This window comes from Afipia dichlorophenoxyacetatis, assembly GCF_055386385.1.
The window spans coordinates 889,101-903,992 of record NZ_AP029250.1 but is presented as its reverse complement, the minus strand read 5'-3'; the positions used below and the strand labels follow the sequence as shown (position 1 = coordinate 903,992).

At 59.1% G+C, this 14,892-nt stretch carries 14 protein-coding genes; 5 read left to right on the top strand and 9 right to left on the bottom strand.

Annotated features, from left to right (window positions below):
* The first annotated feature begins 8 nt into the window (after positions 1-8).
* A complete protein-coding gene (locus ACZ5C3_RS04245) occupies positions 9-440 on the top strand; it encodes an anthrone oxygenase family protein (protein WP_464035518.1) in 432 nt (143 codons plus the stop codon).
* Between the two features lie 22 nt (positions 441-462).
* Here ACZ5C3_RS04245 and ACZ5C3_RS04240 read toward each other — a convergent pair whose 3' ends face one another.
* Positions 463-1,113, bottom strand: coding sequence for a 3-oxoacid CoA-transferase subunit B (locus ACZ5C3_RS04240; RefSeq protein ID WP_464035516.1), 651 nt, complete (start codon positions 1,111-1,113; stop codon positions 463-465).
* A 25-nt stretch (positions 1,114-1,138) separates the two neighbouring features.
* Complete coding sequence (locus tag ACZ5C3_RS04235; RefSeq protein WP_464035514.1) at positions 1,139-1,840, bottom strand: CoA transferase subunit A; 702 nt, start codon at positions 1,838-1,840, stop codon at positions 1,139-1,141.
* A gap of 313 nt (positions 1,841-2,153) precedes the next feature.
* Here ACZ5C3_RS04235 and ACZ5C3_RS04230 point away from each other — a divergent pair, with 313 nt between their 5' ends.
* Positions 2,154-4,145: an AsmA family protein gene (locus ACZ5C3_RS04230; RefSeq protein WP_464035512.1), complete on the top strand. Its 1,992-nt coding sequence runs from the start codon at positions 2,154-2,156 to the stop codon at positions 4,143-4,145.
* On the opposite strand, the gene ACZ5C3_RS04225 is transcribed toward ACZ5C3_RS04230, so the two are convergent.
* From ACZ5C3_RS04225 to ACZ5C3_RS04205, 5 genes are all read right to left on the bottom strand, one after another.
* The gene (locus ACZ5C3_RS04225; RefSeq protein ID WP_464035510.1) at positions 4,142-4,960 is read right to left on the bottom strand and encodes an ABC transporter permease; all 819 of its coding nucleotides are present in this window, start codon (positions 4,958-4,960) and stop codon (positions 4,142-4,144) included. The genes ACZ5C3_RS04230 and ACZ5C3_RS04225 overlap by 4 nt on opposite strands.
* Positions 4,960-5,874 carry an ABC transporter permease gene (locus tag ACZ5C3_RS04220; protein ID WP_464035509.1) on the bottom strand — a complete coding sequence of 305 codons (915 nt, stop codon included), beginning with the start codon at positions 5,872-5,874 and terminating at the stop codon, positions 4,960-4,962. The genes ACZ5C3_RS04225 and ACZ5C3_RS04220 overlap by 1 nt, the downstream gene beginning before the upstream one ends.
* Positions 5,871-6,977, bottom strand: coding sequence for an ABC transporter ATP-binding protein (locus ACZ5C3_RS04215; RefSeq protein ID WP_464035507.1), 1,107 nt, complete (start codon positions 6,975-6,977; stop codon positions 5,871-5,873). The genes ACZ5C3_RS04220 and ACZ5C3_RS04215 overlap by 4 nt, the downstream gene beginning before the upstream one ends.
* Positions 6,974-8,434 (bottom strand): glycerol-3-phosphate dehydrogenase, encoded by a 1,461-nt coding sequence (locus ACZ5C3_RS04210; RefSeq protein WP_464035505.1) that lies wholly within the window; start codon positions 8,432-8,434, stop codon positions 6,974-6,976. Before ACZ5C3_RS04210 ends, ACZ5C3_RS04215 begins: the two co-directional genes overlap by 4 nt.
* Before the next feature lie 65 nt (positions 8,435-8,499).
* Entirely contained in the window at positions 8,500-11,184 is a 2,685-nt protein-coding gene (locus ACZ5C3_RS04205) for an EAL domain-containing protein (protein ID WP_464035503.1), read from the bottom strand.
* 222 nt (positions 11,185-11,406) lie between these two features.
* On the opposite strand from ACZ5C3_RS04205, the gene ACZ5C3_RS04200 reads away from it, so the two are divergent.
* Positions 11,407-12,078 carry a hypothetical protein gene (locus tag ACZ5C3_RS04200; RefSeq protein WP_464044544.1) on the top strand — a complete coding sequence of 224 codons (672 nt, stop codon included), beginning with the start codon at positions 11,407-11,409 and terminating at the stop codon, positions 12,076-12,078.
* An 87-nt stretch (positions 12,079-12,165) separates the two neighbouring features.
* Positions 12,166-13,275 (top strand): NAD(P)/FAD-dependent oxidoreductase, encoded by a 1,110-nt coding sequence (locus tag ACZ5C3_RS04195; RefSeq protein ID WP_464035499.1) that lies wholly within the window; start codon positions 12,166-12,168, stop codon positions 13,273-13,275.
* 72 nt (positions 13,276-13,347) lie between these two features.
* On the opposite strand, the gene ACZ5C3_RS04190 is transcribed toward ACZ5C3_RS04195, so the two are convergent.
* Complete coding sequence (locus ACZ5C3_RS04190; RefSeq protein ID WP_464035497.1) at positions 13,348-13,533, bottom strand: YdcH family protein; 186 nt, start codon at positions 13,531-13,533, stop codon at positions 13,348-13,350.
* Between the two features lie 341 nt (positions 13,534-13,874).
* Here ACZ5C3_RS04190 and ACZ5C3_RS04185 point away from each other — a divergent pair, with 341 nt between their 5' ends.
* Positions 13,875-14,081, top strand: a complete 207-nt coding sequence (locus ACZ5C3_RS04185) for a YdcH family protein (protein WP_464038255.1) — start codon at positions 13,875-13,877, stop codon at positions 14,079-14,081.
* Here ACZ5C3_RS04185 and ACZ5C3_RS04180 read toward each other — a convergent pair.
* Positions 14,054-14,878 (bottom strand): GGDEF domain-containing protein, encoded by an 825-nt coding sequence (locus ACZ5C3_RS04180; protein WP_464044543.1) that lies wholly within the window; start codon positions 14,876-14,878, stop codon positions 14,054-14,056. The two genes, ACZ5C3_RS04185 and ACZ5C3_RS04180, sit on opposite strands and share 28 nt — an antisense overlap.
* Positions 14,879-14,892: the final 14 nt, after the last annotated feature.

Sequence of the window (14,892 nt, the reverse complement as noted above, 5' to 3'; positions counted from 1 at the left end):
GAGCCGACATGTTCGCAGGCCAGCTTGCGCTGATCGTCTCAGCGATTTTTACGGGCGCAGCAATGTATGTCAGTGTCGTCGAACAGCCGGCGCGGCTGACCCTCGATGACCGCGCACTCCTGACCGAGTGGAAGCCGTCCTACAAACGCGGCTTTGCCATGCAGGCGCCGCTGGCAGTCATCGGTTTTGTGCTGGGGGTAATAGCCTGGTGGCAGACTGCGGAGTGGCTCTGGCTGCTAGGCGCCGTCGTCTTGGTCGCGAATTGGCCCTACACGCTGTTGGCGATCATGCCGACCAATCAGAAGCTGATGCGCATGGACCCGGCAGAAGCCGGTTCTGAGGCTAGGAGCTTGATCGAGAGATGGGCCACGCTGCACGCGGGTCGAACCACGCTCGGAGCACTGGCCACCCTGATCTTTCTGTGGGCGTCGGGCAGATAAACTGACCGACGCCCACAAAACTTTATGCGTTCTTCAGCGCGACGCGGAAGTTGGCTTCGGTCTTTGCCTTCACTTCATCGAGTGTGACGCCGTCAGCAAGCTCGATCAGCGCCATGCCATCTTTGCCGTGCTTGTCGATGGTAAAGACCGCAAGGTCAGTCACGACCATGTCGACCACACGCTCGCCGGTCAGCGGCAGGTTGCAGCGATGCAGGAGCTTCGCACCGTCCTTGGCCGAGTGCTCCATGACCACAACGACGCGCTTGACGCCCGCGACGAGATCCATCGCGCCGCCCATGCCCTTGACCATCTTGCCCGGGATCATCCAGTTGGCGAGATCGCCGTTCTCCGCCACCTGCATGGCGCCGAGAATGGAAAGATCGATATGACCGCCACGCACCATCGCAAACGAATCCGCGCTGGAGAAATAGCTGGTATCCGGAAGTTCCGTCACCGTTTGCTTGCCGGCGTTGATCAGGTCCGGGTCTTCTTCGCCCTCATAAGGGAACGGGCCCATGCCGAGCATGCCGTTCTCGCTCTGCAGCGCGACGTCGACGCCGTCGGGAATGTAATTTGACACCAGCGTCGGAATGCCGATGCCGAGGTTGACGTAATAGCCGTCGCGCAATTCCTTCGCGGCGCGGGCAGCCATCTGTTCACGAGTCCAGGCCATGGTGCTCTCTCCTGTCGGAAATGGGTTAGGCGCGCTTGCGCAGGGTGCGCTGCTCGATGCGCTTCAACTTCGGATCGACCGCAATGATACGCTGCACGAAAATGCCGGGCGTGTGGATGTGGTCGGGATCGATTTCACCAGCGGGCACGAGATGCTCGACCTCGGCGATCGTCACCTTGGCGGCGGTCGCCATCATCGGGTTAAAGTTGCGGGCGGTTTTGCGGTAAACGAGGTTGCCAGCGGTGTCACCCTTCCAGGCGTGCACAATCGCGAGATCGGCAACGAGGCCGGTTTCCATGATGTACTTCTCGCCATTGAATTCGCGCACTTCCTTGCCTTCCGCAATCAGAGTGCCGACGCCGGTCTTGGTGAAAAATGCCGGAATGCCCGCGCCGCCGGCGCGGATACGCTCTGCCAGCGTTCCCTGCGGGTTGAATTCGAGTTCCAGTTCACCGGCCAGATACTGTTGGGCGAACAGCTTGTTCTCGCCGACATAGGACGAGATCATCTTCTTGATTTGCCGGGTTTCCAGCAGCCGGCTCAGTCCGATGCCGTCAACGCCTGCGTTGTTGGAAACAACTGTCAGATTCTTGACACCGGATTCACGCAGGGCGTCCGAGAGGACCTCGGCGATACCGCAAAGTCCGAAGCCGCCCGACATGACCATCATGCCGTCCTTGAGAACACCTTCGAGCGCGGATTTCGCGTCGGGGAAGACCTTGTTCATTGTGATGTGACCTGATCGAGGAAAAGCGGCAGAGCCCGCCGGGGAGTAGGCGATTATTAGGCGAAATCTTCGAGATACGTCAATCGCGGGCTGGCCAGTGGTCCGATTCCCACGTTCGCATTACGAATTCACGGCAAACAGGGGCATCAAATCCGCTCGACCTAGGGCCTTTAGTATGGGGGATGACACCGCGGCAAGGCCGCCAATGGCCTTGAAAGCGTCAAGAAAAGCTATCAAGTTGCGCCCGCGCGGCAGGAGGGAATCTGCCGGTGCTTTTCAAGCCACCGCCCCTTACCGGATGACCTCATTGACGATGGCCCAAGGAATAAAACGCCTCGGGATACCGATTGCGGCATTGCTCGCAGCCGTTTTGATCGGGCTGATCGCGATGTCGTGGCTCGTCGACCGGAACGCCGTGCAGCAGTCTGTGGAACGGCAGATTCGCGCCGCCACCGGCCTTGATCTGGTGGTGAATGGTGACGTCGACATCTCGATCTTTCCCGGCAGCTACGTCAAGCTGCACAAGGTCGGGCTCAAAGGCACCAGCACACGTGGCAGCGGATTCGCCGACGAGCCCCTGACAGTCGATGAGTTGACCGCCAATCTGCGCCTGCCGTCGCTGCTATTAGGCCGTTACGACATCGCGGATGTCATATTGCTGCATCCGCAGATGAACGTGAAGCACGGCGTGGACGGCCAGAGCAACTGGACCCCCATTGTCGAAACACTGGCACGCACGTTGAAACCGAGCGTGGACAGTCCAGTCTCGTTTTCGGAAATTCGCATCAAGGACGGCGCCCTCAGCTATCAGAACGCTCACAACGGGACCGAAACGATCGACGGCGTTGATCTGTCTCTGGCATGGCCTTCCATTTCACGTGCCTTTGCTGCGACCGGCCAGTTTGACTGGCGCGGCGAGCGCGTCGATGGCAGCCTGAACATCGCTGATTTTGTCGCGGCGCTGTCCGGCGACCGATCGGCGATCAAGGTTCGCGTCACAAGCGCACCTTTGAAATTCGCGTTCGACGGCGCGATAGCAAACCGGACCAGCCTTCTGATGGAAGGAACGCTGACGGCCGACAGTCCCTCCTTGCGTAATGCCTTGCGCTGGGCCGGACAGGATACACCCGCCACTGGCGGGCTCGAACGTTTTGCGCTCAAGGCTCGCACCAATGTCGTTGGTGAATCAATCGCGCTGACCAATGTCAATCTCGAACTCGATGGCAACTCCGCGGAAGGCGTGATCACCTACAGCAGGGGTGAGCGGCAGACTGTCCAGGCGACGCTGGCCGCAGACACGCTCGACTTCACGCCCTACGTCAATACTGTGCGCTGGCTGGCCAGCGGAGCACGCGACTGGAATAGACAGTTGTTCGATCTCCGCGGATTGTCGGCGACCGATCTCGACATGCGCTTGTCCGCAGCGAAGGTCACCATCGGCCCCTCTAAGCTCGGCCGCACCGCCGTGGGCGCCAATTTGCGCAACGGCACGTTGGCGCTGAGCATCGGCGAAGCACAAGTTTATGGCGGGATCCTCAAAGGCTCAATCGGCATCGCCCGATCAGATGCGACTGCCGACGTGAAGGCTCAGTTCCAATTCACCGACGTCGACCTGGCGACCTGCGCCAATGAGATGTTCGGCGTCAGCAAACTGACGGGACGCGGGAACCTCAATCTGGCGCTGGAAGCATCGGGCTCCAGTCCATTCGGACTGGCCCAGTCGCTCGATGGCACCGCAAGTCTGGCTGGCCACGACGGCGCGATTGGGGGCATGAATATAGAGCAGCTCCTGAAGCGGCTTGAACGACGCCCCTTGTCGGGTGCAGGTAACTTCCGCACCGGCAGTACGCCCTTCGACAAACTGAATATTTCCATCCGCTTCAATGACGGCATCGCTACGACGGAGGATGCCCGGCTTGAGGGACCGACCACAATCGTCACGCTCAGCGGAACGGCATCCGTGCCTGCGCGCGAGTATGACCTGAAGGGCGTTGCCAGCCTCGTGTCCGCGAAAGACGCGCCACCAACCTTCCAACTGCCGTTCGTGGTGCAGGGACCATGGGACGATCCGCTGATCTTCCCGGATTCAGATTCACTGATCCGCCGCTCGCCAGCGTCAGCACCACTGCTCGATTCAATAAAAGACAGCAAGACACGCGATGCCGTGAAGTCCGTCATTGAACGTTTCACCGGCGGCAAAAAAGCTCCAGACAACAACACATCTGGCAGCGCCCCACCGGCGCCGGCGACCTCGGGCAACCCGCCATCCGCCGCCGCGACCCAAAACTCCGAGAAGTCGAATTAGAGCGGCGCAGCGCTTTCGCCTTGCTTGCTTGAGAGCTTGGAAGCAAGAGACGCCGCGATGATCACCAATGCCACGGCACCGACGACCAAAGTGCAGATCGCATTGATCTCCGGCTTCACACCGAGCCGCACCTCTGAATAGATGCGGATCGGCAGCGTCGCCGAACCGGGCCCCGTAGTAAAGCTCGCAATCACCAGATCATCGAGTGAGAGCGTGAAGGCCAATAGCCATCCCGCAATGATCGAGGGCAGGATCAACGGCAAGGTCACAGCGATGAAGGCCCGTAGCGGCGTACACCCGAGATCCATCGCCGCCTCCTCCAGACTGCGATCAAGGCCGTTCAAACGCGACTGAACCACAACAGCGACAAAGCACATGGTCAGCGTAGTGTGCGCGATGGTGACGGTCCAGAACCCGCGCTCGGCGTTGATCGCGACAAACAGCAGCAACAGCGACAAGCCTGTAATGACTTCCGGCATCACCAAAGGCGCATATAGCATGCCGGAGAACAGCGTTCGTCCGCGAAAGCTCTCCCCTCGCGACAGCGCGATGGCCGCGAGCGTTCCAAGGATCGTCGCAAGCGTGGCAGCGACCACAGCTACGCGCAGGCTCATCCACGTGGCCGACAACATGGCCTGGTCGTTGAAGAACTCCCAATACCACCGCAGCGACCATCCGCCCCAAACGGTCACCAGGCGCGACGCGTTGAACGAATAGATCACAAGAATGACGATCGGCAGGTAGAGGAACGCGATCCCGATCGCAACGGAGGCCATGTTGAACGGAGACAGACGCTTGGTATTTTCACCCGCCATCAGCGCTGCGCCTCCAGATGACGGCGCTGCAGCTTCTCGTAAACCAACAGCGGCAACAGCAGAACCGCCAGCAGCACGACGGCAATGGCGGAGGCCACAGGCCAATCCTTGTTGGTGAAGAATTCAAGCCACAAGGTCTGCCCGATCATCAGATTGCCTGAGCCGGCCAGCAGATCCGGAATGACGAATTCACCGACGATCGGAATGAAACACAGCAGGACGCCAGCACCGATGCCGGGGAGCGACAACGGAAATGTCACCAGCCAGAATGCTTTGCTGCGGGAGCATCCCAGATCGCTAGCTGCTTCCAGCAACGTCTCGTCCATTTTCGACAGGGTCGCGTAGAGCGGCAGGATCATGAACGGGAAATAGGAATAGACGATACCAAGATACATCGCCGCATCGGTCGCAAGCCAAACCAGCGGCTTGTCGATGATGCCGAGCGAAAGCAGAATTTTATTGAGCAATCCGTCGTGCTGCAGGATGTTGATCCAGGCATAGATGCGGATCAAAAATGACGTCCAGAATGGAACGATGACAAGCATCATTGCGATGAGCTGCCAGCGTTGCGGCAGGCGCGACATTCCATAGGCGACCGGATAGCCGATCAGCAGCAGAATGGCGGTTGCACTCAATGCAACGATGAGACTGCGGACATACGACAGAATGTAAAGGTCGTCAGACGAAAGCAGTTTGAAATTGTCCGGAGACAGTGCCGCCAGTGCAGATTTGAAATTGTCCCAACCGGCCGCAAGATCAAACAGCGGCACGTAGGGTGGCTGTGCGATCGCCGTCTGCGACAGAGCGATCTTCAGCACGAAGCCAAACGGCACCAGAAAGAACAACAGCATCCAGAGGTAGGGCGCAATCGCCGCGATCCGAGCCGGACGCGTGAAGATCTTCCGCGTGCTCATCGATCCAGCACCACGATGTCGTCCGGGGCGAAAGAGACGCTGACTTGCTGTCCGACCGCAAATCCATTCGCAGCACTGCGTGTAGCATTGGGTGCAGCAACCCGAAGCACCGCGCCCGATTGAAGCTTGACCTTGTAGACCGATACACCGCCAAGAAACCCGATGTCGGTCAATTCACCTGCGAGCGTGTTCGGCGAATCTGATTCGCCCTGTTCCGCGTGCATGAGCCTGATTTTCTCAGGCCGGATCGCGACGCAGACAGCTGAAGCGCCCTCCGGCGCCTGCGAGGCGGTGATCGTTTCCCCAGCCAACGTGTTGACGGTGACGTCGTTGACATCACGAGATGAAACCTGCCCTTCGATCAGGTTGATGTCTCCGACGAAACCCGCGATCCAGCGCGAGACCGGCGCCTCATAGAGCTGGCGCGGCGGCGCCACCTGCACGAGCTGCCCCTTGTCCATCACGCCGATTCGATCGGCGAGCGTCATGGCCTCTTCCTGATCATGGGTCACGATGACAAAAGTCATCCCGAGACGACGCTGCACGTCGATCAGTTCCGCCTGTGTTTCCTCACGAAGCTTCTTATCGAGGGCCGCCAGCGGCTCATCGAGCAGCAGAACCTGCGGACGGCGCGCAAGCGAGCGCGCCAACGCCACCCGCTGACGCTGGCCGCCGGACAGTTGATCGGGGCGCCGTTTCTCGAAACCACCAAGGCGGACAAGTGCGACCATGTCTGCGACCCGCGTATCGATCTCGGCCTTCGGCAGGCCGGCACGCTTGAGGCCGAAAGCAATATTGCCCTCGACCGTGAGATGCGGAAACAACGCATAGTTCTGAAACATCATGTTCACCGGCCGCTGATGCGGCGGCACATGCGCAATGTCCTCATTGTTCAAATGAATTGCGCCCGAGTCGGGCGCCTCGAAACCTGCCAGCATGCGCAGCAGCGTGGTCTTGCCGCAGCCGCTGGGTCCCAGCAACGCAAAGAATTCCCCTGCGCCGATGTCGAGCGACAGGCCGTCGACCGCCGTAAAGCCGCCGAAGCGCTTCACCACTGAGGAAATTCTCAACAGCGGTCGAGACTGCAACTGATCAACGCTCATGCCGCCGCCATGAATTTTTCCAGAGCCTCGCGATCCGGAGCCGCCATGGTCAGTCCGAGCTTGGAGCGCCGCCACAGAACATCGTCAGCAAATCTCGCCCATTCCTTCCCCATGAGATAACGCACCTCTGCTCCGGTCAGGTTTTCGCCGAAAACCGGGCCGAGTTCATCCGGATGTTCCGCAGCATTTAAAATATCCCCAACTCGCTTACCATAGGCCGCCACCAGGCGGCGTGCATGGCGCTGATTAAGAAAAGGCCAGCGCTGCCGGGTGTTTTCAACCAGATCGTCGTGGTCATCCCACAAAAAATCGCCCCCGGGGAGCGGTGACGTCGCGGTCCAGACCGGTCGTGCGATGAAGAACCGGGCCAATTGCGTCGTCGCATGTTCCGCGCGGCGCCGCGCCGTGGTTGTGTCGCCACCGAAGACCGTGAGCAGAGGCGCTTCCCCATACTTCCGCTCGAGCTTCATAAAGCCGTCCCGGTGCGGATGATCGCGCTCATTCGTCACATCTGGTCCGGCCATGGCGTGAATAACGTCGGCCGGCTCGATGCGTTCGCGAAAGTAGCGGCTGGCTGCCTTGCAGAGATAGCCGATGTCGGCCGACGTCGCCGACATGATCGACGGATCGCCCCTGAATGCCTGAACGGCCGTGCCGATGAGGGTGAAATCCTCATGAAACGGAATTGCATAAATCACACGCTGATCGTCGTTCTGAAAGGCATAGACATGGTCGCCTTCGAAGAGCCTCTTCACGATGATCTGGCTGACCCGGCTGACGCGCAGCGGAACTGCCGGCACATGCAAGACGGTTTCAGCAACGCTCGGAGACCAGGGGCCAGTCGCATTGACCAACGCGCGGGCGGTGACGATCTCTCGCTGACCGCGATTGATCACGGCCAACTTCCAGACATCGGAGCGATCCGCGCGGGCGCACCGGGCGCCAGTGGTGATGGCAGCGCCACGTTCCGCCGCGTCACGGGCGTTAAGCATCACCAACCGTGACTCGTCCACCACGCAATCGGAATAGGCGCAAGCGGTTCCCAGCGAACGTTTGAGAGGGTGGCCGGTCACATGGATCGTCAGGTCGAGCGTCTCGGTGCGCGGCAGCGGACCGCCCGAAGCGAGGCGCTCATAGACGTAGAGACCCGCACGCAACACCGCGAGCGGCCGTTCTTCGGAATGCACCGGCAGAACGAAACGCAGCGGCCGGACCAGATGCGGAGCCGTCCGCAACATAACATCGCGCTCCCGCAATGCACGGCGGACACCGAGGGCGCGACGGCGCTCCAGATCGAAAAAATTTCCATGAAGCAGGTGCGGGGCAGCCTGGGGTCCACTGCTCCCAAGGTCATGTTGCTCGAAAAGAGCAACGCGCAATCCGCGACCGGCGGCGTCGCGAGCGATGGCCACGCCGTTCAATCCCCCGCCGATGATCGCGACGTCGAAATCGGTCATGTCGCGATGATCTCCGACGAGAGTCACCACAAGTCAACGAAAGATTTGGTAACGCGACGGAGACTTCAGCCGATCTTGCGTGCGTCAGTGGCTGGACGACCGACCCATTCGGCATAGTTCGGAATCGGGGCCGGCTTGCCGAGGAAATAGCCCTGCACCTGATCGCAGGCTTCATCCGAGAGGAAGCTAAGCTGATCCTGCGTTTCCACACCTTCGGCCACGATGGAAATTCCAAGACCATGGCAAAGGCCGATCATCGCACGAATGATGGCGGCCGATTGCGTGTTACGTCCGAGATTCATCACAAAAGCGCGGTCGATCTTGATCTTGTCGAACGGGAACGCCTGCAAGTAGGTCAGCGAAGAATAGCCACTGCCGAAATCGTCCATGGCGATCCGCACACCGAGCGCCTTCAGCCGTCGCAGCAGTGACAGACCGCGGTCGAAGTCGTCAATCAGGACGCCTTCGGTAATCTCAAGTTCCAGACGGCTGGGTGACAGCCCGGTCTCAAGCAGGATCGAGTGCACCAGGCTGACGAGATCGCCGTGCGCAAACTGCGCCGGGGAAAGATTGACCGAAATCTGCAGCGGCCGCGGCCACGAAGCCGCCTCACGACATGCTTCGCGCAGGATCCACTCGCCCATCTCGACAATCAGGCCGCTTTCCTCTGCCAACGGAATAAAGTCGCTCGGCGGGACAAAGCCGCGCTTGGGATGAACCCATCGTGCCAACGCCTCGAAGCCGATGACATCGTCCCCGGACAAATGATGGCGGGTTTTTGCCTGCGGCTGATAATGCAACGACAGCTCGCCGTTGCGGATGGCGGCCGAAAGATCCTGGTGCAGGGCACGGCGGTCGCGGATCTGCTGATCCATTTCGGCTTCATAGAAACTGACCGAGCCGCGGGACTTCGCCTTGGCACGGAACAGAGCGGCATCGGCATTGGACAGCAGCGCTTCGCCGTCACTGCCGTTACGCGGGAACAGCGATATACCAACGGTCAGGCCAATACGGAGCGAGCGGCCATCGACGATGAATTCATCTTGCACCGCCTGCGACAGGCGAGCAGCAAGCGCCTTTGCTGCCTCCGGCTGAGCGCCATCGATGATAAGCCCGAATTCGTCGCCGCTCAGGCGCGCGACCACTGCTCCTGGCGACGCACTCTCGATTCGCCGCGACACTTCGATCAACAGCTTATCGCCGACTTCGTGACCGAAGACGTCATTGATATCCTTCAGGCGATCGAGATCGACCGACAACACCGCGAACTCTTCGTTACAATCCGCACACGCATCGATCATCTGTTCCATGGCCTGCTGGAACGCAGCGCGATTTGGCAGACCCGTCAACGTGTCGTGATAGGCCATGTGGGCCATGCGCGATTCCGTCTCGCGCCGGTCGGTGATGTCTTCGTGAGTCTTGATGAGATATTCCGGTTCGCCCGCTTCGTTCGGAACAGTCATCCGCCGCGTCAGGAACAGACGCAGGCCGTTTTCGGTCTGAATCGGATGCTCCTCGGTGACAATTCCACCCTTGCGGACAGCATCCTCGTCGCGCTTCAAGATGAGCTGCGCATCAGCCGGCGTGCAGATATCCTCGACGGTTCGGCCAACAACCTCCTCACGAGGGCGGCTCAACGTCGTCTCGGCGCCTCGATTGGCCAAAACAAATTGACCGTCGCGCAGCCGCTTCACGACAAGGGCGACAGGAATATTATCAACCACCAGCTCAAGGAACTTCTTGGCGCTGCGGCGTTCGGTGACATCTTCGAACAGCGCGACCAGATATTCCGGTTCATTCTTCTCGTTGCGTGCGATGACGCGATTGCTCGCAAGCATGCGCCTCTCGCCTCGACGCTCGATGAAGAACTCGCTGCGAACTTGCCCCTCGGGTGAAACTATTGTCGCCTGGTCGGCCTGCGTGATCGTGCGCGCCGTCTGCAGCGTGTAAAGGTCTTCCGCCGTCTTGCCTACGATCTGCTCGCGGCTCAGCTGCGAGAATTGCTCGAACGCGCGGTTGGCGAGGATATATTGGCCGTCTTCGATGGTTTTAACGGCGACACAAACAGGAATGTTGTCGATGACCGATTCAAGGAAGTTCTTGGTCGTCGCAAGCTGCTTCGCCAGGGTGCGCTGCGCGGTGTAGTCCTCATGCGTGGATACGCCTCCGCCCTTCGTCAACTCCCGATGCTTGATCAGGATCGAGCGGCCATCCTTCAGCTCGCAGATGTAACCTTCCTGCGACTGAACCTGCCTGTAGTATTCTTCGATAGACTCGTCGGCTGAGCCGAGCATGCCCCGCGCCGCACGCAGCTCGATCAACTGCCGGCCTGTCATGCCCTTGAAGATGTCCGACCGCGACAATCCATAGATTTCGAGATAGCGGTCGTTGCAGAAAACGACGCGCTTGCGCCCATCCACCATGACGACGCCCTGGCTGAGATTATTCAGTGCCGTCGAGACAAAGGCTGAGCGGCTGGTGTTCGCCCGTCGCAACTTGCGCAGCGCCGCCATCACCCACAGAATGACGCATGCCAGAAAAGCAAAAATGACAAATCCGCTGACCAGGATGTTCCAGATCATGCTGGGATCGGAATAGGACGCCAGGATTATCGATGGCGGAGACATCGCGGCTGCGGATGCTTCCGAAAGGAAAGCCGCTGCCGACAAGGCAAGCAGCACCACCGAGGCCCTTCCGGGACTCGCGATGATCGGTTCGCTCGCTTGCTTCTGCCAGCCAGTCATTCCCATTCCACGGATTCTTCCGGGAGGGATTGTCTGGCTGTTGCCGTTTGAATCGGGTAAATGCGTACCCTGTACGTGACGTAATTTTGTCTAAAATAGAGGCAAAGGCGGTTCGTGATTAACGAAACCCTAATGCCAAGGGATCGCGCGGACCTTTGTTATGCTGAGGCGGAAAAGGCAATACCGCGCGAGAGACCTTCATACGTTGTGATAAAGTCTGGCGCTTGAATGGGCTTGTGGCAAAACACGACTTACATCCAAGACGGTGCAAGCCAACGGGTTGCGGATGCTGTTGGAACCCTTCTGCGCGAAGAGCGCACGCAACAGGCGATCGCGCCACCACCCTCGCCTCTCGAAAAACTGGGCACTGATCCGTTACAAGCCGAGACGTGGGGTGTCGCGATCTTTCCGGGAGCGCCGGGATGGACCGTCGTTAAGACCACGCCACTCGAGTTGCTCGGCGCGCGTGCCCCGGGTGCGCAATGGATGCGCCTGGTCGAGCTTCTGCGCCGTTTGTCTGCTCCCGGCTTCCAGCTCAATCTCTACGACTCGTCCTGTCTCGTGTTGATCGAAGCAAATGCTCAAGGCCGACACCTTCTATCGGGCTATCGCCCCGGCACAGATCTCAACCCTGATCCGCTACAGTTTAACCAGGAACGGCTCACCGAGGATCGCATCGACGTGCGCTTTGAGTTGCTGCCCTTCCAGCAACTTGTACATGACAACATACGCGATGGTTATGGAGGACCGAGCCTCGACAACGATGCGCTTATCAAGCAAGTCGCCCGCGACGTGGGAGGACCTAACGCATATTGGTGCGACAACATCACGTCGGTCGAGATCCTGCTCGGGCGTCGCCAGCTCCCTATGCCTGATGGCGCGGTTCTTTATTTTGGGTAGCGTGGTTGGCCTTTATTCCGCGCCTCGCTATACGTCATGCACGTGGACTTGATCATGCGGATCAAGCGAAACGACTTTGGACGATGAATGGACAAGATTGATTGCGTAGTCGTGGGCGCCGGCGTTGTTGGCCTCGCCACAGCACGACGGATGGCCCAAGCGGGCCTAGAAGTCATCGTCGTGGAAGCCGCGGAAGATATCGGCACCGGAACGTCATCGCGAAACAGCGAAGTCATCCATGCCGGAATTTATTATCCTGCGGGAAGCTTAATGGCGCGCATGTGCGTCAGCGGCAAGAAGGCGCTGTACGCTTATTGCGACGATCACGGAATCCCCTATCGCCGATGCGGAAAATTGATCGTCGGCACCACCGAAGATGAAGTCGCCAAACTCGCTTCGATCAAAGCGCATGCCAAAGCGAACGGCGTCGACGACATGAAAACGCTGACGGGTGAAGAGGCACGCGCGCTCGAACCGGCACTCAATTGTGTGGGCGCTCTCTTGTCGCCCTCGACCGGCATCATCGATAGCCACGCCTACATGCTCGCGTTGCGCGGCGATGCAGAGAACGCGGGCGCTGCTTTCGCATTTCATGCACCGTTGATGGGCGCGAAAGTAACTCCCGAAGGCTTCGTCCTTCATGTCGGCGGCGAAGCTCCGATGGATATCGGCTGCAAGCTGCTGATCAATTCGGCCGGTCTCGCTGCGCCTTCCATTGCGCGCGCGATCGACGGGATGCCAGCCGATCGCATCCCGACGGCTTACTATGCAAAAGGCAACTACTTCAGCTGCAACGTCCGCGCGCCATTCACGCATCTGATCTATCCGGTGCCGGAGCCTGGCGGCCTCGGCGTGCACCTCACCATCGATCTCGGTGGACAAGCGAAGTTTGGACCGGATGTGCAGTGGGTGGATACAATCGACTACGCCGTCGATGCTTCACGCTCCGAACGATTTTATCCCGCGATCCGGCGCTATTGGCCCGCATTGCCGGACGGAGCCTTGACGCCCAGTTATTCAGGCATCCGGCCCAAGATCGTCCCGCCTGCCGTGGCAAAGCAGGACTTCCTGATCCAGGGACCGCAAGATCACGGCGTGTCCGGACTGATCAATCTGTTCGGGATTGAATCGCCCGGACTGACATCATCACTGGCCATCGCGGACGAAGTCGCGCGAGTGGCGGCTGTGCGATCATGATGCGAAGGCCGCGACGGCATTTGCCGTCACGATCATCACGGGGTGCCCGCATTGGCTATGGTTTTTGCTATGTCAGTGAACGGTCGAACTGGCCGCGTGGCGGATACGTTCGATTTGATCCTTCAGCACCAGCTTCCGGCGCTTCAGTTCAATGATGTGGAGGTCGTCTGTGGAAAGATGCTGGAGAGCATCGTGCAATTCGTTTTCCAGAACTTCGTGCTTGCGTTCCAGTTCAACGAGATGCGACTCGATCGCCATATGTATCCTCCTTTGTTGATTGACTTCAAAGTTGGATGAAACGCGCTAACAAGCGAATGGCGTATCCGGTTCGCGTGAAAACGCGCTCCTTTAGTGGGATCGAATGGTTGAGCCCACTCGATCCAGACCATGAAGTGTACATGACGGAGACGCGCTGTCGACAAGGAACGCAGAAACAAGCTTAAAATTTTTCTCACGATTAAAAAACGGTTCTGAAGGAACCATTTGGCAATTCCATTACTGGAAATTATTCCTGTTTTCTGCAATGACAATGCGCGTGCGGCACACCATCTAATTCAACAGGTTTGCTGAAGCCCGGCAGAGCTAACTCACCGACGGTTATGGTAGATCAGGACAACAACGAATTTGCTCTTGAACTGGCGCGACTGCAGCAAGAGCATCGCGATCTGGATGCCGCTATCGAGGCGCTCCAACAATCGCCGGCTCCTGATCTGCTGCGGCTACAACGGTTGAAGAAGCGCAAGCTTCAACTGCGCGACCGTATCTCGTTCATCGAAGATCAGATTACCCCGGACATCATTGCCTGATCGAAGGATGCTGCTGCGCCTTTGCGCTCCGCTTTCCGGGCGTACATGGCTCGGTCTGCTTTTTCCAATGCCAAAGCCGCATCATCCATCGGCTTCAGCATCGCTACGCCGGCCGAAGCGCCAGCAGCCACAGCCTGTCCTTTGAACATGAAGATCAGGGAGTCGATCGCCTGCTCAAGAGCCAAGGCCTTGGCGCTCGCATCGGTCTCTGACAGGTTCCAGAGCAGCAAGGCGAATTCGTCGCCCCCGAGCCGGCCGACGACATCCGACGAGCGGATGTACCGCATCAGCACCGCCACCACGCCTTTCAGCACCATATCGCCCGCGGCATGGCCAAAAGTGTCGTTGATCGGTTTCAGATGATCCACGTCCAACACAATCAACGCACCGGTCGCGTGATAGCGGTTCATGTAAGCGCTGGCGCGGTTGAGTTCCCGCTCAAAACCGCGGCGATTGTAAATGTTCAGCAGAAAATCCGTATCTGCCCAAGCCTGGAGTTCATCGATCCTGGCATGGGCGGCGGCAAGCTGTGCCTTGAGGATTTCAATCTCAGCTTCTGCTTTTAGCGCGCGCGCTGACTGCGCTATGCCCTTGGTGGCAGACAATTTGGCCGGAACTTTGGGCCGTGCCTTGGCTGTTGTCGTGCTGGACGCTTTTGGACCCGGCCGTCCCGTGGCCGCCCCGGTCTTCGAGACTTTCAAATTGGCACCTTTGCCACGCGTCCTGCTGCAGCTCCACGCACCGAAAACAGGCGGAGAATCGCCCTTGCCGGCGTTGACCATGAAAGGATAGTCCATTCCCCATGGCTTGC

Bases quoted from the DNA above. Each gene is read 5' to 3' on its own strand.
- ACZ5C3_RS04230 (WP_464035512.1), top strand. From the start codon at position 2,154: ATGGCCCAAGGAATAAAACGCCTCGGGATACCGATTGCGGCATTGCTC.
- ACZ5C3_RS04195 (WP_464035499.1), top strand. From the start codon at position 12,166: ATGGACAAGATTGATTGCGTAGTCGTGGGCGCCGGCGTTGTTGGCCTC.
- ACZ5C3_RS04240 (WP_464035516.1), bottom strand. From the start codon at position 1,113: ATGGCCTGGACTCGTGAACAGATGGCTGCCCGCGCCGCGAAGGAATTG.
- ACZ5C3_RS04190 (WP_464035497.1), bottom strand. From the start codon at position 13,533: ATGGCGATCGAGTCGCATCTCGTTGAACTGGAACGCAAGCACGAAGTT.
- ACZ5C3_RS04245 (WP_464035518.1), top strand. From the start codon at position 9: ATGTTCGCAGGCCAGCTTGCGCTGATCGTCTCAGCGATTTTTACGGGC.
- ACZ5C3_RS04210 (WP_464035505.1), bottom strand. From the start codon at position 8,434: ATGACCGATTTCGACGTCGCGATCATCGGCGGGGGATTGAACGGCGTG.
- ACZ5C3_RS04220 (WP_464035509.1), bottom strand. From the start codon at position 5,874: ATGAGCACGCGGAAGATCTTCACGCGTCCGGCTCGGATCGCGGCGATT.
- ACZ5C3_RS04180 (WP_464044543.1), bottom strand. From the start codon at position 14,878: ATGGACTATCCTTTCATGGTCAACGCCGGCAAGGGCGATTCTCCGCCT.
- ACZ5C3_RS04235 (WP_464035514.1), bottom strand. From the start codon at position 1,840: ATGAACAAGGTCTTCCCCGACGCGAAATCCGCGCTCGAAGGTGTTCTC.
- ACZ5C3_RS04215 (WP_464035507.1), bottom strand. From the start codon at position 6,977: ATGAGCGTTGATCAGTTGCAGTCTCGACCGCTGTTGAGAATTTCCTCA.
- ACZ5C3_RS04200 (WP_464044544.1), top strand. From the start codon at position 11,407: ATGGGCTTGTGGCAAAACACGACTTACATCCAAGACGGTGCAAGCCAA.
- ACZ5C3_RS04185 (WP_464038255.1), top strand. From the start codon at position 13,875: ATGGTAGATCAGGACAACAACGAATTTGCTCTTGAACTGGCGCGACTG.
- ACZ5C3_RS04205 (WP_464035503.1), bottom strand. From the start codon at position 11,184: ATGGGAATGACTGGCTGGCAGAAGCAAGCGAGCGAACCGATCATCGCG.
- ACZ5C3_RS04225 (WP_464035510.1), bottom strand. From the start codon at position 4,960: ATGGCGGGTGAAAATACCAAGCGTCTGTCTCCGTTCAACATGGCCTCC.